At 59.9% G+C, this 25,216-nt stretch carries 16 protein-coding genes; 6 read left to right on the forward strand and 10 right to left on the reverse strand.

The genetic code is table 11. The features are described from left to right. Nucleotides 1-34: 34 nt before the first annotated feature. The 4 genes from PVT68_RS09215 to PVT68_RS09230 form a co-directional block, all read right to left on the reverse strand. On the reverse strand, nucleotides 35-3,193 hold the full coding sequence (locus PVT68_RS09215) for an efflux RND transporter permease subunit (RefSeq protein ID WP_280322449.1): 3,159 nt from the start codon (nucleotides 3,191-3,193) through the stop codon (nucleotides 35-37). A gap of 10 nt (nucleotides 3,194-3,203) precedes the next feature. Continuing rightward, on the reverse strand, nucleotides 3,204-4,148 hold the full coding sequence (locus tag PVT68_RS09220) for an efflux RND transporter periplasmic adaptor subunit (protein ID WP_280322450.1): 945 nt from the start codon (nucleotides 4,146-4,148) through the stop codon (nucleotides 3,204-3,206). A gap of 15 nt (nucleotides 4,149-4,163) precedes the next feature. Further along, complete coding sequence (locus PVT68_RS09225) at nucleotides 4,164-5,474, reverse strand: TolC family protein (protein WP_280322451.1); 1,311 nt, start codon at nucleotides 5,472-5,474, stop codon at nucleotides 4,164-4,166. A gap of 69 nt (nucleotides 5,475-5,543) precedes the next feature. Beyond that, nucleotides 5,544-5,969 (reverse strand): hypothetical protein, encoded by a 426-nt coding sequence (locus tag PVT68_RS09230; protein ID WP_280322452.1) that lies wholly within the window; start codon nucleotides 5,967-5,969, stop codon nucleotides 5,544-5,546. Nucleotides 5,970-6,100: 131 nt separating this feature from the next. Between PVT68_RS09230 and PVT68_RS09235 the strand changes: the two genes are divergently transcribed. Next, nucleotides 6,101-6,820 carry a 4'-phosphopantetheinyl transferase family protein gene (locus PVT68_RS09235; protein ID WP_280322453.1) on the forward strand — a complete coding sequence of 240 codons (720 nt, stop codon included), beginning with the start codon at nucleotides 6,101-6,103 and terminating at the stop codon, nucleotides 6,818-6,820. A 151-nt stretch (nucleotides 6,821-6,971) separates the two neighbouring features. Here the strand turns inward: PVT68_RS09235 and PVT68_RS09240 are convergent, their stop codons facing one another. The 4 genes from PVT68_RS09240 to PVT68_RS09255 form a co-directional block, all read right to left on the reverse strand. Further along, nucleotides 6,972-8,009, reverse strand: coding sequence for an alpha/beta hydrolase family protein (locus tag PVT68_RS09240; RefSeq protein WP_280322454.1), 1,038 nt, complete (start codon nucleotides 8,007-8,009; stop codon nucleotides 6,972-6,974). Nucleotides 8,010-8,011: 2 nt separating this feature from the next. Further along, nucleotides 8,012-8,941, reverse strand: coding sequence for an alpha/beta fold hydrolase (locus PVT68_RS09245; protein ID WP_280322455.1), 930 nt, complete (start codon nucleotides 8,939-8,941; stop codon nucleotides 8,012-8,014). 246 nt (nucleotides 8,942-9,187) lie between these two features. Next, entirely contained in the window at nucleotides 9,188-9,556 is a 369-nt protein-coding gene (locus PVT68_RS09250; protein WP_280322457.1) for a cupredoxin domain-containing protein, read from the reverse strand. Beyond that, on the reverse strand, nucleotides 9,556-11,823 hold the full coding sequence (locus tag PVT68_RS09255) for a heavy metal translocating P-type ATPase (protein WP_280322458.1): 2,268 nt from the start codon (nucleotides 11,821-11,823) through the stop codon (nucleotides 9,556-9,558). Before PVT68_RS09255 ends, PVT68_RS09250 begins: the two co-directional genes overlap by 1 nt. A gap of 240 nt (nucleotides 11,824-12,063) precedes the next feature. Between PVT68_RS09255 and PVT68_RS09260 the strand changes: the two genes are divergently transcribed. From PVT68_RS09260 to PVT68_RS09280, 5 genes are all read left to right on the forward strand, one after another. Next, complete coding sequence (locus PVT68_RS09260) at nucleotides 12,064-13,272, forward strand: MFS transporter (RefSeq protein ID WP_280322459.1); 1,209 nt, start codon at nucleotides 12,064-12,066, stop codon at nucleotides 13,270-13,272. Nucleotides 13,273-13,274: 2 nt separating this feature from the next. Next, entirely contained in the window at nucleotides 13,275-13,919 is a 645-nt protein-coding gene (locus tag PVT68_RS09265) for a helix-turn-helix transcriptional regulator (RefSeq protein ID WP_280322460.1), read from the forward strand. A 102-nt stretch (nucleotides 13,920-14,021) separates the two neighbouring features. Beyond that, on the forward strand, nucleotides 14,022-15,359 hold the full coding sequence (locus PVT68_RS09270) for a DnaT-like ssDNA-binding domain-containing protein (RefSeq protein WP_280322461.1): 1,338 nt from the start codon (nucleotides 14,022-14,024) through the stop codon (nucleotides 15,357-15,359). Beyond that, nucleotides 15,271-15,924, forward strand: coding sequence for a replication protein P (locus PVT68_RS09275; protein WP_280322462.1), 654 nt, complete (start codon nucleotides 15,271-15,273; stop codon nucleotides 15,922-15,924). Before PVT68_RS09270 ends, PVT68_RS09275 begins: the two co-directional genes overlap by 89 nt. Nucleotides 15,925-16,009: 85 nt before the next feature. After that, complete coding sequence (locus PVT68_RS09280) at nucleotides 16,010-16,447, forward strand: porin family protein (RefSeq protein WP_280322463.1); 438 nt, start codon at nucleotides 16,010-16,012, stop codon at nucleotides 16,445-16,447. Nucleotides 16,448-16,685: 238 nt separating this feature from the next. On the opposite strand, the gene PVT68_RS09285 is transcribed toward PVT68_RS09280, so the two are convergent. Continuing rightward, nucleotides 16,686-19,127 carry a prealbumin-like fold domain-containing protein gene (locus tag PVT68_RS09285; RefSeq protein WP_280322464.1) on the reverse strand — a complete coding sequence of 814 codons (2,442 nt, stop codon included), beginning with the start codon at nucleotides 19,125-19,127 and terminating at the stop codon, nucleotides 16,686-16,688. After that, the gene (locus PVT68_RS09290; RefSeq protein WP_280322465.1) at nucleotides 19,127-25,171 is read right to left on the reverse strand and encodes an OmpA family protein; all 6,045 of its coding nucleotides are present in this window, start codon (nucleotides 25,169-25,171) and stop codon (nucleotides 19,127-19,129) included. The genes PVT68_RS09285 and PVT68_RS09290 overlap by 1 nt, the downstream gene beginning before the upstream one ends. Between the last annotated feature and the right edge of the window lie 45 nt (nucleotides 25,172-25,216).

The following is a 25,216-nucleotide window of genomic DNA, read 5'->3' on the forward strand; positions in this document are numbered from 1 at the left end:
CTACCCGACAAGGTACCCCGAAAAGCGAAAGATTCTACCCTTCCTGCGCCACGGGGGAAAATTCACGGACGCGCCCATGCACCCACTGGTACAACACCGGCAGAACCACCAGGGTCAGCAACGTCGAGGAAATAACCCCCCCGATCACCACCGTCGCCAGCGGTCGCTGGACCTCCGCCCCAGTGCCTGTATTCAACGCCATAGGCACAAACCCGAGGCTCGCCACCAGCGCCGTCATCAGCACCGGCCGCAAGCGCAACATCGCGCCGTCCACCACCGACGTATACAACTCACCACTCTCCCGCCAGCGCTCGCGAATAAACGACAGCATCACCAGACCATTCAGTACCGCCACCCCGGAGAGCGCAATAAACCCGACGCCCGCAGAAATCGACAACGGCATGCCCCGCAACCACAGCGCAAGCACCCCGCCGGTCAACGCCAGCGGCACCCCGGTAAAAATGATCAGCGCATCCTTTAACGAGCCAAAAGCCAGCAGTAACAGCGCCAGAATCATCACCAGCGTCAACGGTACCACTACAGACAAGCGGTCACTGGCAGACTTCAATTGCTCAAAAGTACCGCCGTAATCCAGCCAGTAGCCCGGTGGCAGCTGCACCGCATCCGCGACTTTTTCCTGCACGTCGCGCACAAAGGATCCCAGGTCCCGGCCGCGTACATTGGCCGTGACCACCACCCGGCGCTTGCCGTTCTCGCGACTGATCTGTCCCGGCACCGGCACCCATTCCAGGTCCGCAACCTCCTCCAGAGGCACAAAGCCTCCCGTCGGCAACGGTACCGGTAGCGAGGTCAGGCCGTCGATATCCCGGCGCAGGGGCTCCGGCAAACGCACCACCAGTTCAAAGCGGCGGTCGCCCGCGTAGATCAGCCCGGCGGATTTTCCACCAATGGCCGCGGCGATCAGTTCCTGCAGCGCCTGCAGATCGAGTCCGTACTGGGCCAGGGCGATACGCCTGGGTTTGACCGCGAGCACCGGCAGGTCGTCAACCTGCTCGATACGCACATCCGCAGCGCCCTCGACCTGGCGTACCTGGGCGAGAATTTCTCCGGCCGATTTGCGCAAGCGGTCCAGGTCGTCACCGAAAATTTTTATTCCCAGGTCCGCGCGCACACCGGAAATCAGTTCGTTGAAACGCATCTGAATCGGCTGGGTGAATTCGTAGTTGTTGCCCGGTACCTGCTCTACCGCTTCCTGCAACTGTTCGAGCAATGCCGTGCGGGAAAGCGTGCGGTCCGGCCACTCGAATTTCGGTTTCAGAATCACGAAGGTATCCGCCACATTCGGCGGCATCGGATCGGTGGCCACTTCCGGTGTGCCGATTTTGGAAAATACCCGCTGCACTTGCGGGAAAGCCGACAGCGCCTGTTCCAGCTGCCGCTGCATCGACACCGATTGCTCGAGGCCGGTGCCCGGAACGCGCAGTGCATGCAGGGCGACATCGCCTTCGTTCAGTTGCGGCACGAATTCTGATCCCAGGGAAGTCGCCAGCCAGGCGCACAGCAGTAGCAGCAACAATGCCAGGGAAACCAACAGCCAGCGCAGCTGCAACGCGAGCATCAGCACCGGTCGGTACAATTTTTTCAGCCCGCGTACCAGAACGCTTTCCCGCTCCTCAATTTTGCCGCGCAGGAATACCGCCACCGCCGCAGGCACCAGGGTAAAGCAGAACAGCATCGCCGCCAGCAGCGCCATTACCACCGTTGCCGCCATGGGATGAAACATTTTCCCTTCCACACCGGTAAGGCTAAACAGCGGTATATATACCAGGGTGATAATCAGCACACCGAACAGGCTCGGCCGGATCACTTCGTTCGTCGCACTGAACACAATGTGCAGGCGCTGCTGTAGCGGCAACGCCTCCGCTTTGCCGCCCGCCGATGCCTGTGCCAGTCGGCGGATGGTGTTTTCCACGATAATCACCGCACCATCCACGATCAGCCCAAAGTCCAGCGCACCGAGACTCATGAGGTTGGCGGACACGCCGGTGGCGCGCATTCCGGTGAGGGTGGCCAGCATCGCCAGTGGAATGACGGCTGCGGTAATCAGTGCCGCGCGGATATTGCCCAGCATCAGGAACAGTACCGCGATCACCAACAGCGCGCCTTCCAACAGGTTTTTCTGCACCGTGGCGATGGCCTTGTCCACCAGCGTGGTGCGGTTGTACACCTCCTCGGCGCGCACACCTGCCGGCAGTGAACCCTGGATATCCTGCAGTGCAATGGCGAGGTCGGCGGAGACTGCGCGGGAATTTTCACCGACCAGCATCATGGCAGTGCCGAGCACGGTTTCCTCGCCATTTTGCGTTGCCGCGCCGGTACGCAGCTCGCGACCGATCGCAACCTCAGCCAGGTCGCCAACCGTTACCGGCGTCGCGCTGCTGCCATCCTTACCAGTCCCCGGCACTTTAACCACCACGCTTTCGATATCGGCTATGGTTTCCAGCTGGCCCGGAGAACGCACCAGCAACTGGCTGCCACCGCGCTCGACAAACCCGGCTCCGCGATTTTGGTTGTTGCGCTGCAGTGCGCTGACCACATCCTCCATGCGCACACCAAAACTCAGCAGCTTGCGCGGGTCCGGAGTCACATGGAACTGCTTGCGGTAGCCACCGATGGTGTTGACCTCGGTTACCCCCGGCACCAGCGCCAGCTGCGGGCGGATAATCCAGTCCTGGATTTCCCGCAGCGCGGTACTATCGTAAGGTCTGCCGTTCTCCTGCCGCGCCTGGGCGTCGGCCGTTACGGTATACATGAAGATTTCACCCAGGCCGGTGGCAATGGGACCCATTTTCGGCTCCAGTCCCGCCGGCAATTCACTGCCAACGGATGCCAGGCGGTTCGCCACCAGATTGCGGGCAAAATAGAGATCGGTGCCCTCGTGAAACACCGCTGTGACCTGCGACAGGCCATAGCGGGAAAGACTGCGGGTATAGGCCAAACCCGGCAGGCCCGCGAGCGCCGTTTCCACATGGAAGGTTACCCGCTGTTCCACCTCCAGCGGTGAATAGCCGGTGGCTTCCGTGTTGATCTGCACCTGCACATTGGTAATGTCCGGCACCGCATCAATGGGCAGGCGTTGATAACTCCAGAGTCCGAGTGCAACGATGATGAGGCTACTGCAAAGCAGCAGCACCCGGCGCTCGATGGAAAATCGCAATAGGGATTCAATCATGCTACCCCCCTTAATGCGTATGTTCGGCGGAGGATTTTTCCAGTTCCGCTTTCAGCAGATAACTGTTTTCCACCGCGTAGCGCGCACCGCTTTTCAGTCCGCTGCGCACTTCCACAAAGTGTTTACCACGTGCACCCAGTACAACCGGCACCGCTTCAAAACGACCGGGGGCACGTTGCACGAACACCACGGTATTACCATCCAGAGACTGTAGTGCTCGGATATCCACCGCGAGTGGAACTTCCGTTGTTGCCACCTCGACACGTCCCTCGACAAAAATACCCGGCGCCCAGATACCATCACTGTTACCGACCAGTACGCGCGCGCGCGCGTAGGGCAAGTTTTCACTGCCCGGCACCACACTGCGCACACTGCCTGTAAATATCCGGTCTCCGGCACTGACCTGCACCCGCTGCCCTTTTCTGACCGACGCCATCCGTGCGGGAAAGACCTGCAGGTCCGCCCACAGTTGCGAGTAATCCGCAACGGTAAACAGTATCTGGTCATTGACGAACTCCCCCGGGCCTGCGTGCTTCGCAGTCACCATGCCGGCGAAAGGCGCGCGCAACTGGTATTCCTGCAGACTCTCATTGGAATCCACCGTCGCCAGCACCTGCCCCTTTTCCACCTTATCGCCGATATGCACCTTCACCTGAGAAACCACACCCGCATAGCGTGCGCGAATATGGCTGACCGCGGTCGGTTCCGGGAGGAGTTTTCCGTACAGCGTCAGGTATTGTTCGAGTTTTCGCGGGCCCGCCAGCGCAGTGGACAGATCTGCCCTGGCCAGTGCCTGCTCCCCAAGTTCCACCACCTTTTGTTCGCCGCGTCCGTTGCCGTGCCCGCCATAGTGCCCCCCGGCACCGGACACGCGACCACTCAACATCAAAAATAAAATTGCAGTGGCCAGCGGAAACTGGCCGCGGAGTTTTCTGCTCAACATCGATAAAAACATTTGGATATTCCTGAATTATTTTTCTGTCGCGGGACTGACGGGCTGGGCACTCACAGATGCCGCAGTCAGCTGTTCGATTTCTGCCGCGGCCAGCAGGGCTCTGGTTGCCTCGTCGATCAGGGCACGGCGGGCATCGAGTAATTCCTCCCGCGCAGAAACCCACTCCTGATAGCCGTAGCGGCCGGCGCGGTAATAGCGTTCGGTTTCTTCCAGTGCACGCATCTGCGCGGGAATGATTTCCGCGCGCAACTGGCGCACGGAGTCGATGGCCTGGGCGCGCAGGGAAAATGCGCGGTTCAGCTGGGTGTAGAAATTGAGACGGGCGGCCTCGCGCTCGGGCGAGATGCCACCGAGAACGGCCTGAGCACTGGCGATCTCGCCGCGGGCGCGGTTGCCGCTGAACAACGGAACGATGACACCGGCAACCAGTGACGTGCTGTCGGTTTCACGACTCTGGCGCACGCCTAGAGACCAGCCGATATCCGCAGAGGCACTGGTGCGAGCGAGCCGCAGCTGCGCGGCGGCGACACGCTCTTCGGAGGCGAACCGCGCCAGCCGGGGACTTTCCTCCAGCCACTGAAAGAATGTCGCGAAATCGCCAGCGACACCCACGTCGTAAAGTGCAGAGCCAGCGACGGAAAACTCCGCGGACAAATCGCCCCACATGGCGGCGAGCGCGATGCGGTCGGCGCGCAACGCCTGTTGCGCGCCATTCAGTGCCAGTCGCGCGCGCGCCAGTGAAGCCTGTGCACGCCATTTTTCCGCCTGTGGCGCGCCACCGGCAGAAACTCTGGCATTTACCGCGTTTAGCGTATCCAGCGCCAGACGCACGGCATCGGATGCCAGCGCTTCTCGCTCACTGCCAGCGAGTACCCTTACAAAGCGCCTGGTTATCTCTCCCAGTAAATCCAGCGCCCGGATCTGGCGCTCCATATCCAACAACAGGCGCTCGCTGTTAACTGCTGCAACTCGCGCATCGCGCTTTCCGTCCAGTTCGATCACCGAAGACAACGCGACCGTAAACTCTGCATTTTCGCCGCCGTCAGAACCGGCAAAATTTTCCAGCTCAGCGTCAAGATTTATCGCCGGCCGCAGAGCCGCCGTCTGTGCGCGCCCGCTCAGTGCGCGGTCGCGGAAATCGAACACCGCCAGGGATGGATTGCGCTGTAACGTCCGGCGGATGGCCTGCTGCAGCGACAGCGGCGACGGTGGAACCAACGCCGCGGCACTTACACTCGGGCTTAACAGTAATACGAGCGCAGCTGTCGCGAGCAAGCCCATAGAGAAATACAGACACCGCACTGAGGGTGTCGTCAGAATACACATATGGTTTTCCTGAATGATTGAATGGAAACGCAGCCTCAGTCACAGAGGTCGCGCGAAAAATTCAATAATTCAGGCAATAGGGGGACGGAAAGGCGTGGAAAAATATCCGTGGATAAAACCTGCATCCACCGCGGCCACCCAGCGGCTGGCGGTGCGGTTGTGGGCAATTTGATTGGTTGCGGGAAGACAAAGTGTAGAACTGCTGTGGCAGTGACAGCAGTGATTACAGTCCTGCACCACATCGGGCTTATGGTGCTCGCCCGGAGTCACCTGTTCGAGCTGAGCCACACCGTCAAGATGTAGTGTTTCGTGATTGCTGTGTTTTGGCTGATCCAGATGTGGAGTACCGTCAGCGGCATCCTGGTGATGGGGCGGCAGGTGTTGAAAAGTGACTTCCAGTTCGCGATGACTGTCATAGCAGGCCGACACCGACTGGAATACCAGCAGCGCTATCAGCATAACGCCATACAGCGTGATCGAACGGAATTTCAACATGGAACTAGTGACCAGTGGTCGCGCGGTGAGTTCCAATTAAAGCAAATCGTGCACAGTGACACAAAGCACTGGCAGCAGGATGCGCCAGCGATTAGCATAAAATAAATCGTTTTACCGTTTGTCCCGATCCGATGATTTTACCCGCCGTCTGGCTTCTCCGTGTTGATGATGTCTCCGAAGGCAGTGCCGAAGCCAGGGCGCTGGAGACTTTGCTCTCGGACGATGAGCTGGCGCGCCGCGCCCGTTACCACAACAGCGCGGCGCGCCATCAATTTACCCTGGGCCGCGCCCTGCTGCGGCGGGTGCTGGGCCAGGTCAGCGGTCAGGCACCGCAGGGGCTGATCTTTTCCCGTAACCACAGTGGCAAACCGCTGCTGACCTCGGTGCCGGACCTGCACTTCAGCCTCAGCCACAGTGGCGAGTGGCTCGCACTGGCAGTTTCCTGCAAGGCGGATATCGGTGTCGATATCGAGCAGCCGCGCAAACCCCGCGACTTTATGCGGATCGCCCGCCACTACTTTCACCCGGACGAATGTGCGCTGTTGGCGTCGCCGCCTGCGGAGCTCACCCCCATGCACTTTTACCGCCTGTGGACCATGAAAGAGGCGTTTTTCAAGGCCCGCGGTACCGGAATTTCCGAAGGGCTTGCACGCATCAATCTGGCCGGGTTCCATCTGGGCCAGGGCATCTCGTTTGCCGACGATCTGGCAGATTCCGACAAACCCTGGCAGTTTCACTACGGGATGTTCGCGCTTCCGGATACTGCACAACTGCACCTGGCCGTGGCCGGCACCGACCCGGGTATCGTTGAGCTCAACCAAGACACGTTTCACCGCGGTTTGGATTTCTGAGCTGCATACACGGCATCTACTGGCCACGAACAAACAGCGACACCAAGTCGTATGAAATAATATTCCAGCCCTCAAGCATGTCCGCAGACGACGCTGTTTGCCGGGATGCGCACTCGCCTGCCGTTGAACCGCCTCGCAATCCATTTACCCGCTAACGCTGCGATACCTGTGCAAATCCGTCGGTAACGTTGTTGAGGGTACCCGATTCCAGAAAGGCCCGGGCAGACGGTATCCCCTTCAGCTGCGCATCGAGGAAGGCCACGCTGACCGCATTCGCCATCAACAGCGCCTGCTCCTGCGGCGCTGCCTCGCGTTCCAACCGGCAAATCAGATTACCGAAATAGTGGTCGGCCCCCTCGGTGACCAGCAGGCTATTGAGCCCTTGCACGCCCCGCTCGTAACTCATGGCGTGCAGTCGCCAGTCCCGGAAAAAACGCGCTTCCACATCCCAGGTACCGGTAGTGACCAGCTGGGGAATCGTCATATTCTGCCAGCTCTGCTCATCGACCATATCGAACATCGGCCCCGGTGGGCTAAACGCCACGATGGCCCGAATACGGGCATCGGGCTCGTGTAAACGGATATCCGATCCGGGTACCGCGGCATCGGCGCCGCCCAGCATCTGCGCGCTAAATGCGCCAAAACTGTGGCCGGTGGCGGCCACCAGACTGCGGTCCATCCGCTGGTCCAGCTCGGCGGATTGCGCGGCGAGCGCATCGAGCCCGTCAAGGATATTGATCAGGTCGCGCGGGCGCTGCTGCATCACCCCGTCCTGACCATAACGGGTCATCGCCAGAATACCGTTCAGCATCCCGCCGGCATCCAGATGATCCGGGGCCAGCACCACATAGCCGTGGCTGACCCAGTGGCGAATGATGCGATCGTAGGAACGCCGGTCGGAAAAATTGCCGTGGGAAAACAGCAGCAGGGGGAAAGTACCGGCGGTATCGGGATAAAACGCGGTCAGCGTCAATGGTCCGTCCCGGGTATCCAGTGTCAATTCCGGAATGGTCGCGACGTTATGGGGGCCCGGGTTGAGGCCATAAACGGCGGACAGATCTGCCCCTGCAGGCATGGACCTGGCCTCCGCCAACACCACCGGCTCAGGCTTGAATGCCAGGGTATAGAGGCCCCATCCGCCAACGAAAAGTATCAGGACAGCCAGGGTCAATCGCTTGAATATTTTCACTGTTAGCCCTCCCGCTCAACAAACGCGATCAGGTCCTGCAGGGCGGCCTCCACGCCTTCGACAGGCAGCAGGTGGCCCGCACCTGGGTAAATCCGCAGGGTGACCGGATTGCCGCTGCGTTCGATAAGGGTTTTGAAACGCTCCGCCTGCGCCACGGGCAGCTGGGGATTTTTCTCTCCCCACATCACCAGGGTAGGCACTGGAATTTGGGGCAACACCGATTCCGTATGCGGAGATTTGAAGTCCTGCATGCGGCCGATAATCCCGCGCCGGGTATCGATGTTTCTGAACACCCGGATGAAATCGGATTTGAAGGCGTCGCTGGCCCGGTTGTCCGCAGTCAGCCAGTCGACAAACTGGTTCAGGGACCAGTCCGGCAGGTATCGCAGTACCCAGTAGGCGCCGTCCGGCAGCCCACCATTTTCGGCATCCGACTTATCATGTCCTTCCAACCCGCCAGAATTGACCAGCACCAGTTTTTCTACCCGGTGGGGATGTTCAGCGGCAAAATTGAACAGGGTTGCCCCGCCCATGGAGGCGCCCACCAGAATGGCCTTATCGATCCCCTGCTGATCCATAAAGGCCTGCAGCGTATGCATGGTGCTCTGTAGGGAATAATCACCATCCGCAGCCAGCGACGACAGACCGTGGCCGGGCACATCGAAGCGATAAACGGGCCGGCTGTGGGCCAACTCAGCTGCCCAGTCGTCCCACATCCCCATGTGGAAAAACATCGCGTGCACCAAAATGACCGGTGTTATGTCCCCGTGGTCGAGGCCTTCGGCCCGGAAGGCAATTTCCGCCGGCCCAACATCCAGATAGGAAATCCCGTCGCTGAACTCGGTATCCCGCAGTGCATGATCCCGGTATGCGTAACCGCCATACAGCGCAAACAACACCAGTAACGTCAAACACGCACCCAGAAGCCGCACTGACCATTTCCAGAAAAATGCCACTGAAACCACCTCGCTTCCCAGTTATTACTTTACCGCGCGAACCCCTAAATATGCGGTGATTCCCAGGTGCGTCACAGAGTTAATTGGGCATAAAAATGGCTTTTATCAATTTTTACTACACAAGACGACAACCCCGAAATCAGCGCAGGGAACGAACGGGAAACGCTGCAACCGGCAAACACATCTTGCTGTCGTGGCATCTTATAACTCCGATATTCCGAATTACTCGATTACCAGCAACCCGCGATACATCTGCATTTGGCAATGGAAAGGATATTCCCCCTTCTCTGCTGCAGGAATGGTGACAGCAGTAATCTGATCCACTGCCAGTTGCGCACTCACCTCCAGGTCGGGAAACAGTACCCATTCAGCGCAGGGAGAGGCATCTTCACGACGAAAATGCAGCACCGTTTCCTGCCCTGCCGGAAGACGGATCCGATCGGGCTCATAGACCCCATCTTTTACCAGTATTTCCAACGTTTCTTCCACCCCCACCGCCTGCTGTTTTTTCGCTTTCGGGGCCAGCCAGAACCACCAAACCGTCAGAGCAATAGCTGCGACCCCCAACAGATTGATCAACAAAGATTCCATTATTTTTCACCTCTCTTCAATTCACCCGTATTGCGAGAGGGCTTGAAAAAACGCAGGCGGTTGGCATTGCTCACGACAGTAACTGATGAAAATGCCATCGCTGCACCAGCAATTACGGGACTCAGCAGCATACCGGTAATCGGATACAGTACACCGGCAGCAATCGGAATTCCCAGGGTGTTGTAAATGAACGCACCGAACAGGTTCTGCTTGATGTTGCGCAGTGTCGCGCGGGACAGTTCCACGGCATCGACAACACCGTGCAGAGAAGAGCGCATCAGGGTGACATCTGCGGATTCGATGGCCACATCGGTGCCAGCACCGATGGCAAAACCCACATCCGCGCGCGCCAGCGCCGGTGCATCGTTGATACCATCACCGGCCATTCCCACTTTGGCGCCATCCTTTTGCAGATCGGCGACAATTTTCTCCTTGTCCTCCGGCAGCAAATCCGCGTGCACGTAATCGATACCCAACTGCCTGGCAACGGCCTCTGCCGTCGCGCGGTTGTCACCGGTCAACATCTCGATGCGCAGCCCCAGCTTTTTCAGCCGCTGGACTGCCTCCGCGGCGTCTTCGCGTATCGGGTCCGCAACGGCAATAATGCCAGCCATGGTGCCGTCGACGGCAGCGTACATAGCGGTGCGCCCCTGCTCCGCCAGTGCTTCCGCTTTTGCGCTCCACTTCCCGGTTTCTATTCCCTCGCGCTGCATCAGTTTTCGGTTGCCGAGCAGAACCCTTTTTCCTTCCACTTCACCGCGCACACCGTGGGCGGTGATGGCTTCGAAACTATGCACGTCACCGAGAGGTAATTCTTTCTCCCGCGCTGCAGTCACAATAGCTTCCGCCAGCGGGTGCTCCGAGCGACTTTCCAGACTCGCGAGCAGCAGAAGCAAGTCATCGGCATCCCCTTCGCTTTCAATATCGGTCAGCTTCGGTGCACCCTCGGTCAAGGTGCCGGTTTTGTCGACCACAAGGGTATCCAGATCCGTTGCCTGCTGCAGGGCCTTGCCGTTGCGCACCAGTACGCCATTTTCGGCGCCCTTGCCCACGCCGACCATTACCGACATCGGAGTGGCCAGTCCAAGAGCGCAGGGACAGGCGATGATCAGCACTGAGGTGAGAACCACCAGCATATGCGCCACTTTTGGAGCCGGTCCCCAGTTGAACCAGATCAGTGCCGCAACCACCGCGATGATGATGACACTGGGCACAAAGATCCCGGAGATGGTGTCCGCCAGACGCGCGATCGGGACACGCGAACTCTGGGCGTTTTTCACCATTTCAATGATCTGCGACAAACGGGTATCTGCGCCGACTTTTTCTGCTGTGAATAAGAGGCTGCCATTTTTGTTCAGGGTGCCAGCGGTAAGTGGATCGCCACCGGCTTTTTTTACCGCTAGCGGCTCGCCGGTGAGCATGGATTCATCCACCAGGCTCTCGCCCTCAACCACGCTGCCATCCACCGGGATTTTTTCTCCCGGCCGCACCCGCAGCTTATCGCCCACTTGTACCTGTTCGATCGGAATATCCACTTCTTCGCCATCGCGGATTACACGTGCACTGGCATCCTGTAATTCCAGCAGTTTTTCCACCGCTGCGCTGGTGCGGCCGCGCGCACGGACTTCCAGTGCCTGCCCGAGATTAATAAGGCCGATGATCATGGCGCTGGCTTCGAAATAAACGTGGCGTGCGGACACCGGCAACACTTGAGGAAGCAGTACCACCAGCATGGAGAACAGCCAGGCAGTCCCCGTACCCAGCGCTACCAGCGTATCCATGGTGGCGCTGTGGTGACGGAAGGCCCGCCATGCGCCGGTAAAGAAATGGCCACCGCAAAATACCAGTACCGCCAGGGTTACCAGACCAACACCGCCCCAGGCCATCTGCTGAACCGGGCTGTTTACCCCCATTTCCCCGGTAGCCAGTCCCCACACCATAAGGGGAATACCCAGCCCCAGAGCAATGCCCGCGCGCCACAACAAATGGCGATAGTGCCCATACTCTTCCTTGCGCTGTTGCTCACGCAGCTCCCGCGCACTGGCCCGCACCAGTTCGGCGCCGTAACCGGCAGACACCACCGCGTCGATACACTCCTGCGCAGCGGCATCACCCTGGACCACAAGGGTTTTATCCGCCAGATTCACACGAGCGTCTTCCACACCGGCAACCTCGCCCAGGGCGCCCTCAATCTTTTTCACGCATCCTGCGCAACTCACGCCCTGCAGACGATAGGTCTGCTGTGGTGCCGAAGCCCTGTTGCCCATCTTGCTCTCCTGTTTCCTTCTCCTAGGACGGATCAGAAAGCCCGCCGCTGAGGTAAAGCGGGCAGGCTTACTATCGGACTGACAGCATAACGGATGACACAGGGACCGCCGATATATTGCCCTAACCTATCGCCACAATAAAAAAGCATTCACTTTCTTTATCGAAAGGTAATGCTACCTTGATATGAAAACAAATTACTTATTTTATTTACTATGCCCATCGCCAACGCAAGGACCACAATGCTGGCAGTGATGCTGGTAACCCTGATCGGGACCGCCGGCATTGCCCTCCCTTACCCTATTCTGGCACCACTCTTTCTCACCAGTCCGGCCAGTGAGCTGACCGAATTTATGGGACTGCCGCCAAAGCTACTGCTGGGCGTGGTACTGGCACTGTTCCCTCTGGGCCTGCTGCTGGGAAGCAGTGTAGTTGGCGGACTGGCGGATCAATACGGACGACGGCGCACACTGGTATTCACGCTGTTTCTGGCAGCCGCAGGTTATGTACTGTCGGCGCTCGCTCTGACGTGGCAAAACTTTCTGCTGTTCGCCACAGCGCGTTTTGTTACCGGGCTGTGTGAAGGCAATATCGCCATTGCCCGGGCCATAGCCGCGGACCTGCACCCGGCCATTGACCGTACCCGCGCACTCTCTCTGGCCATGGCCTGCGCTTACGCGGGCTGGTTGTTAGGGCCACTCAGCGGAGGCTACCTTGTTGCCGGAGGGCCTGCACAGGTGTTCTGGGGCGGCGCGTTGGCAGTGGCCGTCTGCGCACTACTGGCACAGGTATTCATGCCTGTAGATGCCCCTGGTACAACCGGCCGTGAAAGCCTGCTGCAGCTGATACGCTCACAGAATTCCCTGACCCTGTGGCAGGAGCCGGAAATCCGTGCCCTGGCGGTGTTCAATGTACTGTTCTGCCTCGGGGTAAATGCCTTCTACGAGTTTTATCCGTTCTGGCTGGTGGAAAAATTCGCTTACCAACCCCACCAGATAGCGTTCAACACCGTCGTCGTTACCGGATTGATGATTGCAACCAGCGCGCTGGTCATCCCGGCGTTGAAACGGCGCTTCGGCGCAGAGTCCATGCTATTGCGCGGAGCCAGCGGTCTCGGGATTCTGCTGATACTGCTACCACTGCTGAATGCACATAGCGCCACTGTACTGTTCGCAATAATCGGTATCGGGATCGCTACAGTAAATGGGGTTTTTCCGGCGATCATGGCCGAACGTTTCGAGCAATATGGCCAGGGTCGGGTTATGGGGCTGCTGACCGCCAATTTTTGCCTGACCAGCGCGCTGATTGCACTCGGGGGCAGCGGGCTGGCGTTAGTGGGTAGTGAGTGGACACTGATCCTGGGCGGGCTGTTGTGTCTCGCCAGTGCGACGTGGTTTGCAATGCTGCCACGAGCATCCGAAGATTGGCCAGCCAACGCAGACGTACACTGACCATGCCACGAACCATCAATCCCACCGACTCCCGCGAACAGATTCTGTATCTGCTGAAGACCCGCGGTCCCCAATCCGCGCGATTTATTGCGGAGCATCTGGGCATCACGCCTGTTGGCGCCCGCCAGCACCTGAACCAGCTGGCGGAGGAAGAACTGCTCACGCGTTTCGATCGCGCGGAAAAAGTGGGCCGCCCCGCAAGTTACTGGGAACTGACCGAGAAGGCGCAACAGCGCTTTCCGGATCGCCACAGTGACCTCACGCTCAAGCTGCTCGACAATGTGCGTGAAGTCTTCGGCCAGGAGGGGCTCAACACACTGATCGGTCAGCGGGAAAAGCAATCCCTGCAGGAATACCGTGCGGCATTGGCGAGCTGTCGCGGCCTGGGTGCACAGGTGAAAAAACTTGCGGAACTGCGCAGCCGCGAAGGGTATATGGCCGAGGCGGTACAGGAAAAGCGCGGCGTATGGCTGCTACTGGAAAACCATTGCCCCATATGTGCAGCGGTGCGCCAGTGCCAGGGCTTCTGTCGCTCGGAACTGGAAATTTTCCGCCAGTGCCTGAGCACCGCACAGGTGGAGCGTTACGAATACCTGATGGATGGCGCTCGTCGCTGTGCCTACCGGATCAGCGCGCGTCCACGCTAGATTTGGCAGACCCTTCGCAGGAACTGACCAGTCGTCTTCCTCGAATAAAGCGGCGGCTAAATCCGTTCCCGATCACTTCGCCGCCGGTGTTATCATCGCGGCATGAAACACCCCCAGCTCCCGGAACGCCCCCTGGTTATATCCCCTACTCTGGCCACTACCCTTGGCCTGGAGGAGGCGGTATTGCTTGGCGCTCTGGCAGATCTGGTACCATTTCTGCCTGTTGAGTCACACCCCGGACGGGACTGGTACACCGCGCAGGGCGAACACTTGCAGCAACTGTTGCCGTTCTGGGAGCCCGCGGATATTCAGAGGGTTTCCACCAGCCTGCGTAATCAGGGCGCGCTGCTACTCGGTGCCGCGCCCTACGGCAGCAGTGCGATGCTCAAGTTTGCGCTGCCAGCAGCTTCCAGCCGTTCGAATCATGCAGCCGAGTCCACGAACAGCACGTCGCCCTCGCTGCTGCCCGCGTCACGGGCAGCCAACACCATTTCCCCCAGCTGGCAGCCGGATGGGGAGACCATGGCGCGTATCGCGCAGCTGGGTGTACCGGAACATTTCGTGCGCGAGCAGCTGCCGGAGTTTGTTACCTACTGGCGTGACCGCGGCGAGAGCCGCCACTCCTTCGGTTCCCTGTTTCTCAAGCTGGTAAAGACCAAGTGGGAATCCTTCCGCGCAACCCAGGGGCGCAAACAGCCCCTGCCAGAACATTGGCGCCCGGGAGAAGAAACACTGCGCAAGCTGTCCGACGAGGGCGTACCCAGCACCTTTGTACGGCGCTGCCTGCAGCGCTTTGTGGAATACCACCGCAACAGCGCCAAGCAATCGGTATCCTGGGACCTGGAATTCAACGACTGGGTGACGGAAGACTGGGAAAAACAGGAAACCCCGTTTATCGAGAAGCGCAAGCCGGTGCCCATGACCCGGGACTGGCAGCCCAGTGACAACACCTGGGAACAGCTGCGTCGATTGGCCATCAACCCCTCTTTTGCCGCAGAATTGCTGCCGGAGTTCATTTACAAGTGGCTCGAGCGCGGCGGCCACAGCGCGCGCTGGGGCGAGCAGTTTATCGATTACGCGCGCACGGAATGGGCTTACTACTGTCAGGGAATCGAGATGAACCCGGTGGCCAAGCCCATTTCGCGCAGCTGGCAGCCGTCGAGCGACTGCCTTGGCCACCTATTGAATCAATGTGAAATCGACCGCGAATTCGCCCTCGGCCTGGTGCCCGAATTCCGCCTTTACTGGCGTGAACAGGGTGCCGCACGCAAAAGCTGGGACACCATATTTGTACGTCACGCCCGCTACCAGTGGGCCGAGCGCAACAAATTCGCGATAGGACAACAGCAACATGGCAAGTCACAAGAACCCGGACAGCCCGCTAACCAACGCACCAGGGATACCTCCGTCTGGGACATCGTCACAGACACAAACTGGTAACCCGGAACTGGATGCGCGCAAGCGTGCGCTGAACGAAGTCTTCGGCCTGCTCAAACTGGCCTATCACAACCAGTTCAATGCGGCGTTTCCCGATGTACAGACGCTGAACCACGCCAAGCGGCTTTGGCTGGAATCCCTTGCGGGCTTTTCGCCGGAAGAGATGGTTGCCGGCGCAAAACGCGCGATCAAATACAGTGAATACCTGCCCACTGTCCACAAGATGCTGCAGCTGTGTGCCGAGGGTGACCACGGGCTTCCCGATCCCCGAGCGGCCTATCGCGAGGCCTGCAACGCTCCCAGCCCAAAGGCCAATCACAAATGGAGCCACCCGGCTGTCTATCACGCCGGCCGCGCCGCCGACTGGTTTTTCCTCGCCAACAATCCGGAGTCTTCCGCTTACCCGGTGTTTGCCAGCCACTACAAGAAAATCTGCGAGCGCCTGATGGCGGGTGAAAGTCTGCCCGCACCGCAGTCGGTGCAACTGGAGCATCAGGCGGCCAAACCCCTGTCCAAGGAAGAAAATGCCAAGAAGTTGGCGGAATTGCGCGCACAACTAAAAATATGATGTTATCCACAGCGGGCTGCTGGCGCAGGGAACGGTACACAAGGTAGCCGCGGCCCACTTCTCCACCCCAATAGCAGGTAACGCCATGGTTAGGCTCACTAAACTGCTCGTGGTAATGGCAGCCCTTTTTTCCACTCCGGCCATCGCCGACTTCTACTCTCACCGCTACTTTGGCATCGGCTTCCTTGACAGCGAAACTGATGGTTATTGCACTGAAGCCAACGCGTTTATCAATAGCTTCCAGAGCGCAGAACAAAGTGTCACCGCCACAGGCGGCGAGGGGCTGTTTTCGATCACCGGGCAGGATGGCGAAACCATTGAGATGACTATTCCGGTATCCGGGAATTTTCGCGACAACACCAGCGGCATCCACTGGGGCTATGGCGCCGGACTCAGCTACCGCTACAACAACAGCTGGAGCATCCGCGCCGAGTGGGAATTCTTTCCGGAAATCGGCAGTGAGGAGCTACGGGGTGTGCGGGACGTAGAAACAGCCTCCCTCAGTTGGGCCATGCACTTTTGACAGTGCGTGCACAGGTTATGTGGATGACCGACGACACGATGTCGCGCATCCGCACACCCTTACCATTCAGAACGGCTTGCGATATCTGATTTTTCTGGCAAATCTACACTTGTCCACAAGCGGGATTACACACAGAAACGTGGGACAGCCTTGTGTATAAGTTGCGAATAGCTGCCCTAAACCCCGTGGCTGTTAGCCTGCCCGCTGGCGCATAAAAAAACACCAACGCACTCGTTGCTCAACGCACCCGCACGCGAAAGCTGAATTCCGCCCAGCTATCCAAGCCTCCGGATTGCGGATTCATACGTCCAGCGGGCGTAAGCCGGATATGGCGAACTGCGGCATCGAAGCCGTCGGCATCCGGCACCGGTACATAACTCCAGTCGATCCCGTCCTGGGAGAACTCCAGATCGTCAGTGACACTATCCAGCGCAAAGTACACCCAGGTGAGCCCGCTCGCCGGTGTTCCATCGCTAAAGTCTACCGGGCTCGCAGCCGCGAGATCCTCGACATACAGGTCGACATGCTCCGGCAGCGCATCGCTCAGAACCAGACTGTCGCTATCAGTGCTTCCATCGCCGCTGTTGCTGAGACGCAGGGTGTACTGACTTACCGCTCCGGGGATGGCTTTGGGGTTGGTGCTGCCGTTGACCGGATCCCACAGGGTTACTACCCATTTCAACAGGCTTAGGGAAGGCAACGCGCGGCTGTTGGTGGCGGTGCAAAGAATACTGGTATCGCCGGGTAGTACCGAGAGGGTAGCGCCTGACAGGCTGCCACCGCTGCAGTCGATGGCCAGGCTGTAGCGCCCGGGGTCCCCCACCGAGAAGGTCTCGGCAATGGTGCCGCTCTCTCCCGCCCAAACGGTCACCGCCGTGCCGTCGACACTGTTGTTGCCACTGGAAACGGCGGCGCCGGTGCTGGCATCGTTACGGAACCCGCTGCTTGTCACCGTCGCGGTATCGCCAGTGATGCCGTCCTGCCAGGTTTTACGCAGGGTCAGGGTGGCGGAGTGGCGGGTATTGGTAAAGGTGCAATCCACGTCAGCATTGGGCATGGTAAGACTGCCACTGGTGCCGCTGCCGCTGGTGAGCGGCGTGGTGTTGCAGCTGTAACTGGCGGTGTAATTGGCGAGATCCGTCCCCGAACCCGCGCTTTCACTGAAATCAGCACTGGCCCCCACATCCACCAGTTCACTGGCCGTAGCACCGTTGCCGCCCTCGGTTCCTGCAGTGCCATTCGCACTCATCACAAACAGACCACTGTCGCCGCCGGGCCAGGGGCTGATCGGTGTGAGCTGCTTGATAACGGTGAGATTGCGTTGACGCACATTGGTAAAAGTACAGCCAATTTCGGCCCCCGGCTCAGACACGGCGGCGCCGTCCAGGGTGACAGTTTGCGTTGCCAGATCTGCACTGGCACTGCCGCCGTAACCCAGCCCGCTGCAGTTCACACCGGCCAGGCGCCAACCCGCCTGTGGCGTCTCTACCAGATCCGTGGCCACCCCCAATGCAGTCAGGTACTGGGCACTACCGCTTACCGATGCACCTGCGGATGTGGTGGTGATGATCTGGTCGCTCCAGCCGTTGGTACCGCTAAAGGTAAAACTGCCGCTGTCACCGAGGCTGGTTTTGGTAACGGTCACCTGGGGTAGTTTGCGGTTGGTGATGGTACAGGCCGCCGCTGAGTTAACCTCATCCAGGTCCGCGGTGATGGTGCGACTGGCATCATCACCCGTAACGGTCGGGATGCCGCGCTGGGCAGTACAGCTGATCGCCGCGGTGCTGTCCCAACCGGTTTCCAGCTGTTCGCTGATCACCAGGCGCTGGGCGGTGGGCAGAGCAGTGATAAATACCCGCGCGGTCTCTCCATCGCGCAGGGTAAAAGAAGCCTCATTGGTCGCACTCGTAATTGAGTCTTCGTAGGTCCCATCGGGGTGCCGAACGATGACTTTCGAATCTGCTGGGCCGCTGGCGGTATAGGTAAATTCCTGACCCTCGCCGTCGGGCTCGGTCTGCTTGGTGACGTCGACGTGGGCGCCGGAAAATACCTTGACGTCGCCACTGACCAGGCTGACGCCACTGTTGCATTTGGACTTGGAGCCGGGCTGCAAATCAGACGGTGCCGCACAGGACGATGGCTCGTTCTGGTTGTAGGTCAGTACGAAGGGGACCTGCAGCGTGCCGGTTGCAGCATCGCCCTGACACAGCACGCGGATTTTATCCACGCGGACATCGTCATCGCCACGCGCGGTATAGTCACCGCAACTGTTGGCGGTGTTTGTCGGGCTGTCATCGAACCACGGAAACGGCGTGGTGGGAAAAGTCGCTACCGAGCAGGATTTGGAGGTGTCGCTTACCCGTGGGTCGTTACCGGTTTCTCCCACAAAAAAGCCGATGTCGTAGCGATCGGCATTACTTCCAGAAAGGCCGATCTCCACCCGAAACAGGAATTCTTCCCCGGCGACACAGAACGGCGGCGTACCGTCTTCCGCACTGAAAATCGGCTCCACGGTAAATTCCCCGGCGCTACAATTCAGATCACTCCCATAACGCGTACCCGCACATGACTGTCCCTGCACTGCATTGGTTGTGGTCATAAGCTGGGCGACTGCCGGCATTGCCAGCAGCGCCAACGCGCCACTGGTGATCAATCGCCCTAACGTCTTAGCCAACATCATCACTCTCCCGTTTCGCTTCCGCTGCCGAAGCGGGTGTTCTGGTCAAACTTGAAACGCAATTGCAGGTAGGGGCCCTGGGCCGTGTAACGGGCGGCCTCGAAATCCCGGTCGCGGAAGCCCTGCAGGTTCCAACCCAGGGTTATCCAGCCGTCACGAACCGGGGAAAAGCCCAGCTGCGGTCCAAACGAATAGAGATGAGTACCGGCCTCCCACGAATTGAGCGCACTGGCCTGCAGCCCAAGATCCATCCACTCACTGAGGTCGTAGCGCGCCTCGATACCCAGCAGGTCGGTGTATCCGGCGTATTCGATTCCGTCGAAATTGTCCTGCACATACTTGGCGCCGTAATACAGTGACCACTGGCTGCGCTGGTAACGCTGGAACAGGTTGCCGGTACGCTCTTCCCCACTCCAGGGGCGGGAGATCCGGTTGAGGGCGAAATTGTTGATCGCGCGACGGCTGCGGGCGTTGTCCGCGACGAGACTGTCAAAGCCAAACAGGCCGCCATCCGTGGCCGCATTTTCGACGCTCTCGTAGCGGAACTCCAGACGATTGAGGACGGACCAGTGGCTATCCAGCGGCCGCCACGCCCAGGACAAGTCCAGACTGGCGAGATCGCCACTGGCACCCTGTTTCGTATCGTTGCGGAACGCCTCAAGCGTGCTCGAGAACGCAATACCGGCCTCGGCCTGGCGCAGGAAGCCGCTGCTCACCCCCAGGCGCTCACCGCTGTCGGCGCGGCGTGATTCCAGGCGGCCGCGCCAGGCCCATACATCGCCGCGCCATGCAGCGCCGGCACTCAGGGCAACAAAGTCTTCACTGGTGGTGGTTACGGAGGACTGACCAAAGGCGCTGTTTCCAGTGGACGTATTCACCGCCGGTGACGACACACCCTCATCCAGGGCGTGGCTGGCATCCAGCCCCAGGTCCAGGCGCCACTGTTCATTCAGGTTGGCCGCCTGGCTCACCCCCAGCTGGGAATAGCGGCGGGGCCCATAGCCACTGGCACGGCTCTCATTCAGGGTGGAGGTGACAAGTCCACCGGCCCAGGGAGTGAGCTGGACACCCACACGGCTGGCGCGGGTATCGCTGCTGTCGCCATCGCTGAATTCCTGTCCCGCCAGCACACGGGCGTAATCGGTGAGTGCATAGCTGGCCCCCAGCAGGTAACGATCCGGGTAGTCGGCGTTCTCGTTGTTGCCACCAAGGGACGTCTCGGTTTGCAGGGACAGGTCCGCGCGGCTATTCAGCAGCTGGCGGCTGACAGAAAACAGCGCCTGACTGGAATTTGCCTCAACCGGCGCCTCACCGGCATTGCTTGCGGGTAGTTCATCTGCTGCATGCTGTGCGCCCAGACTGACCCGTGTAGCATTGGTTTCGTAACGCAAACGCGCCTCGGCGGCATTGCGCCGCGCAGCGTTGGCAAGATTCTGTTGGCGGTAGGTCTCCCCCTGTAGGGACCACTCTTCGCCCAGGCGAACCTGTCCCTGCACCCCGGACTTGCGCTGGCCCGCCTGCCCCGCGGTTTGCTGGTTGAGGCCAAATTCCACATCCTGCTGGCGACTGTAGGCGAGTACATCGTAGCGGCTGCTGTGATGCTCCACTTCCGCCAGCCAGGCCGCGCCGTCACGCCCGGCATCGTCGCCGCGGGTCTGTGCGGCTTCCAGGCGCAGCTCACTGTCGTCGCCAAAGAACCAGCGCAGGTCCGCACCGGCCAGATCCGCGCGCCCCTCAGTGCCCTCGTCGCTCAAGCCACTGAGTCCAATCTGCAGTGTTTCATCCTGCAGGTTGAGCCCCACGCGACCACCGCCACTGAGTACTTTGTTGTCACCGCCACTGGTTTCGTATTCAGCGACGATGTACACCGGGTTGAAGTCCAGGTCGCGGCTGAATACCGGCTGGCGGAAAAACAGCGTACCGGCGGCGTAGTCGATCTCGTAATCGATGTAGGGCGTCAGGGTCTCGGTTTTCAATACCTGCTCGCGGTGTATCCGATCACGGGTTTCGATACGCACCCGTTCGCTGTTGAGCAGGATTCCCGGGTAACTAAGGCGGTAGAGTCCGGAGGTACCGTCGCCCTGGATTTCATCGCGGGCGTAGCTCTGCTCGGTATCTGCGGCAAACACCGTGTACACCACCAGGCCACCGCCATCTTCCGCCTTGAAGCCATTGAGGGTACGGCTATAGCGGGACAGCTGGGTTTTCACCAGACCGGTTTCGTAGTCGCCGAACAGCGCGTAGAACTGCCCCCGCTCCATTTTCACGTACAGCTTGGCGCGGCTGGGGGCGCCGTAGACCTGCGTGGTGCCGTCGCCGTAGAGGGTGTAGTAACGGGACGGATCGATAGGCGACATCAGTGCATTATCCCGCGGCTTGTCGCTGTCGTAGGCCATAGTCAGCAGCCACTGGCCGAGCACCCGGCCCTTGGCGTAGAAGCTCAGCTGGCCATTGGTGTAGGTACCTTCGTCCTCGCCTGCCGGCAGGGATTCAATGCGTTCGTTGAGCGTGTTGTAACCCAGGGTTCCTTCGGCAAAGCCCACTACCACCCAATCCCGTGCAGCGGGCGCCATCCAGCCATGTAGCTGCTGCTCGCGGCGGGTGTCTACGCCGGTGTAGAAGCGGAAATCGAGGGTAAATGCGCCAGAGCGGGTGGTGGGGGCAAGCTCAATCCAGGCAATCCCCTCATCCCCTTCAACCCGGTACTGGGGCTGGAACTCCCCCAGTCCCGCCAGTTTGCGCTGCTGTTTATCGTTCTGGCTTTGCCACGCTTCATAGGGGGCGCTGATGGCCACACTCCCGGTAATACCATCGCGCACCGGGAAGCCATCGCGGTCGAGAATACGTACCGCAATGCGGGGGTGCGACACACCATCTGCAAGCAGCTCGGAACGCTCCGGCAGCAGTTCCGCACGGGCCGGGGTATTGGCAAACCGCACCATACGACGGTAACTGGCGAGCAGCGCGCCGCTATCGTCGTAGACGTTTGCCAACAGCTGGTTATCACCTTCCTGCAGGGGCAGCGCTCGCCACAGACTGGTGGCGACACCTCCGCGCGGTGCCGTTTCAATACCTTCATAACTGAGTGCCGGCGCAGGCTTGCCGTTGACCGACAGCTCGACCCGCTCGCCGACACCATGGGCGACGACCGCGCGCACCGCAGGGGCCCGCGGGTTGTGTCTTTCCGGAGGAAACAGAAAGCCCTGCTCGCCCGCGGCCTGCGCCAGCCAGTCCACACCCGCGCCCGCTGCACTCACCGACGAAACTTTGTCAGTGCCACGGTCTGCGTTGACCTCCGGCGCTGTGTATGTCGCGGGGTCGGTCAGATTGACCGTGAGGCGGCCGCTGTCACTGTAACTTTCCAAAGTGCCAGACACAGCATCCGCATTTGATGTATCAACCCTCTCACCCTCGCTTACACTGCAATTGAGGTGGTTTTCCGCCACCGGCAGGCGCAAATTGTCGCCCACCGCAGTATCTACCAACGCATTGACCTTGATGCTGGCACCTGCTGCGCAGCGATCTCCATCGACACGATCGCGACGGAGCTCTTCCGTCTGAAATGTGAAGCGTCGCGCATAGGGCGAATTTTCGCTCTGAGCTGCACTGGCGCCATCCGGCAGACGCCACATCAAAATCACACCGCTCTGGCGAGGATCCGCCACCGGTTCCCCGTCCAAGTATGCAGTCCCGGGCAAAAACCGCAGGCCCTCGGGCAGCATGGCAGTGATACGCAAATTGGTAAAAGTACCGCCGCTGGTGTCCAGGTCGATACTGTGGGTGTGTTGCAGGCGCTGTCCCACGACCACTTCGGCCGGGCCTGTGCGCCCGTACACCAGCAGATCCACCCGGCGGTTGCGGGCCATACCTTCCCAGGTGAAATTGTCTGCCAGCGGCAGGCTCGGGCCCATACCACCCACGGTTACCCGCTCCGCAGACAGCCCCAGCGCACTCCCCAGCACATCGGCTACGGTACTGGCTCGGGCCATGGACAAACCGTAGTTGTCGCGAAATTTTGCTCTGGCGCGTTTGGAAAGTGGCTGATTATCGGTGTGGCCGACGATCTCCAGCCCGAAAACTTCACCGCCTTTGAGAGTCTCAACCAGCGTCTGCAATTCCTCTGCCGACTCTGGTAGGAGCTGGTCATCACCGGAAGCGAAACGGCCGCGGAAGGTATATTTGGTCGGCTCTACTGCTTCCAGCAGCGGTGACACCTGTTCCTCATGGGTCCGCATGCGCAAGCCCGCACTGGCCGGGCGCAACTGGAAGTCCGCGCGCCACAGGCTGCCGCCACGGGCATCGACAAACTGCGAATAGGCGCTGCCGGCAAAACGCGAGTTATCCACACAGGATACCGGCTCCCACCCCACCGGCAGATTGGCGATATCCAGCTGCACCACATGGGTACCGGGGCGCAAACCCTCAAGGTGATAGCGGCCATCCGCATCGGTCACCACATAGGTACCGTCATCCAGCAGCAGGCGCACATCCGCAAGGCCTTTACGCTCGCGCCAGGGCGTGTCGCAGTCGCCGCCATACACCCCACCGACCAGGGTGAAACGATCGCTGATGAACGGCTCGGCAATATGTACCGCCACCTGGGCCTGGTTGGAAGTCAGTGGACCGCCACCCGGGTTGAGTGCCGCGGCGGTAGCGGTGTTGACCGCGTTGCCGGTCGCTACGCCGGCGGTAACTTCCACGACGTAGCGCACTTCCACTTCCGCTTCCGCCGCCAGTTCACCGACGGGTATCTCTAGGGTACGGCCGTCTGCACCGATAATTGGATCTGCCTGTTGTTCACCATCGATATACAGGGAGCCCGCACGGTAGCGCATGCCGACCGGCAAGCGGTCAACGATGCGGGTGTCACTCGCAACGGCAGCAATCAGGCTGCGCAGTTGCAGGCGATATTGCAAATAGTCCCCTACCCCGGCGGTGCTTTCAGACACGTTTTTTTCTAACAACAGTCCCGCACTGGAAGGGTCCGCAGGCACATCCATGGCGAGCGAAGGACTCGCGGACACAGAAAAGATCTCACCTCTAGAACCCGTCACTACCCGGTATGGCTGACCATCGGGAGCCGGAGGCATTTCACTGTCTAAGGCAGTAGAAGGGACGCTATACCCCGTGGGAGGTGTCACCGCGAGGCGATAGTTGCCCGGTGGAACATAGGGAAAGCGGAAGCTCGGGGTACCGCTGCCGCCGGTAATCTGGGTACTGGAAACCGTCGTCACACCGTCGTCGTCATAAACGATCGCGGGGGAACCGTCCGCGGCATTCACCAGTGTCACTGTCGCGCCGGCGAGAGGTGTTCCATCGACGGAATCGAACACCACGCCGAGCGGGTCGGCGATTGCCGCGCTGCGTGCGGTTTCACCGCTACACATGGGATCCTGATAACGCAGTGTGAGTTGTGCGTTTTCTCCCAGAATCAGCTGCCCATCCCCGCTCTGTGGCCGCCGATCCGCACCATAGGCTGCACTCGCCAGCGCTGCGGCAAATACACCGGTATCCGGGCCAGTCTCGTAAAGGTACAGCTGTTCCCGCTCCGGTGAGCCCGGGCCAGCGGCAGTATCCGGGTAATCCACGCTGAGTTCGGCTGCGATACTTTCGCGAACACCGGGATCAATATTGCGGTTGCCGTCTTCCAGTGCGACCAGTACCGGCTCACCGCCGTGGTATATCTCAACAGCCCGCGATACTACCGACTCCAGCAACAGGGCACTGCCATCCAGCGCGGCGGGTACCGGCAGGGGCAGAAGGCCACCGGAAGTATCCACATAGCTGCCGCCGCTGAAGTTGCGACTAGCACTGCCGGGAGCCGACAAGGTGGAGGGAATATGCTGGTAAAAGGCTACAGAGGAAGGCGTACACGCCGGGGTTTCCAGGAGATTCAGGGTGACCTTGTTGGAGTCGAGCCAGCGAGCGGTCGAATCCCCGGGAAGCGCCCAGCTGGAGTGGGCGACATTGACCACTTCCCTGTCTGCAGCATGCGATGACGCAGAGGTCATGAACAGTGCAAGCAGCGGTAAAGAAATTAATTCCAATAAAAAACGCCGGGCGCAACAAAGCCCGGCGGACTTAAGTCCCCC

The organism is Microbulbifer bruguierae (assembly GCF_029869925.1).
Classification (GTDB): Bacteria; Pseudomonadota; Gammaproteobacteria; order Pseudomonadales; family Cellvibrionaceae; genus Microbulbifer; species Microbulbifer bruguierae.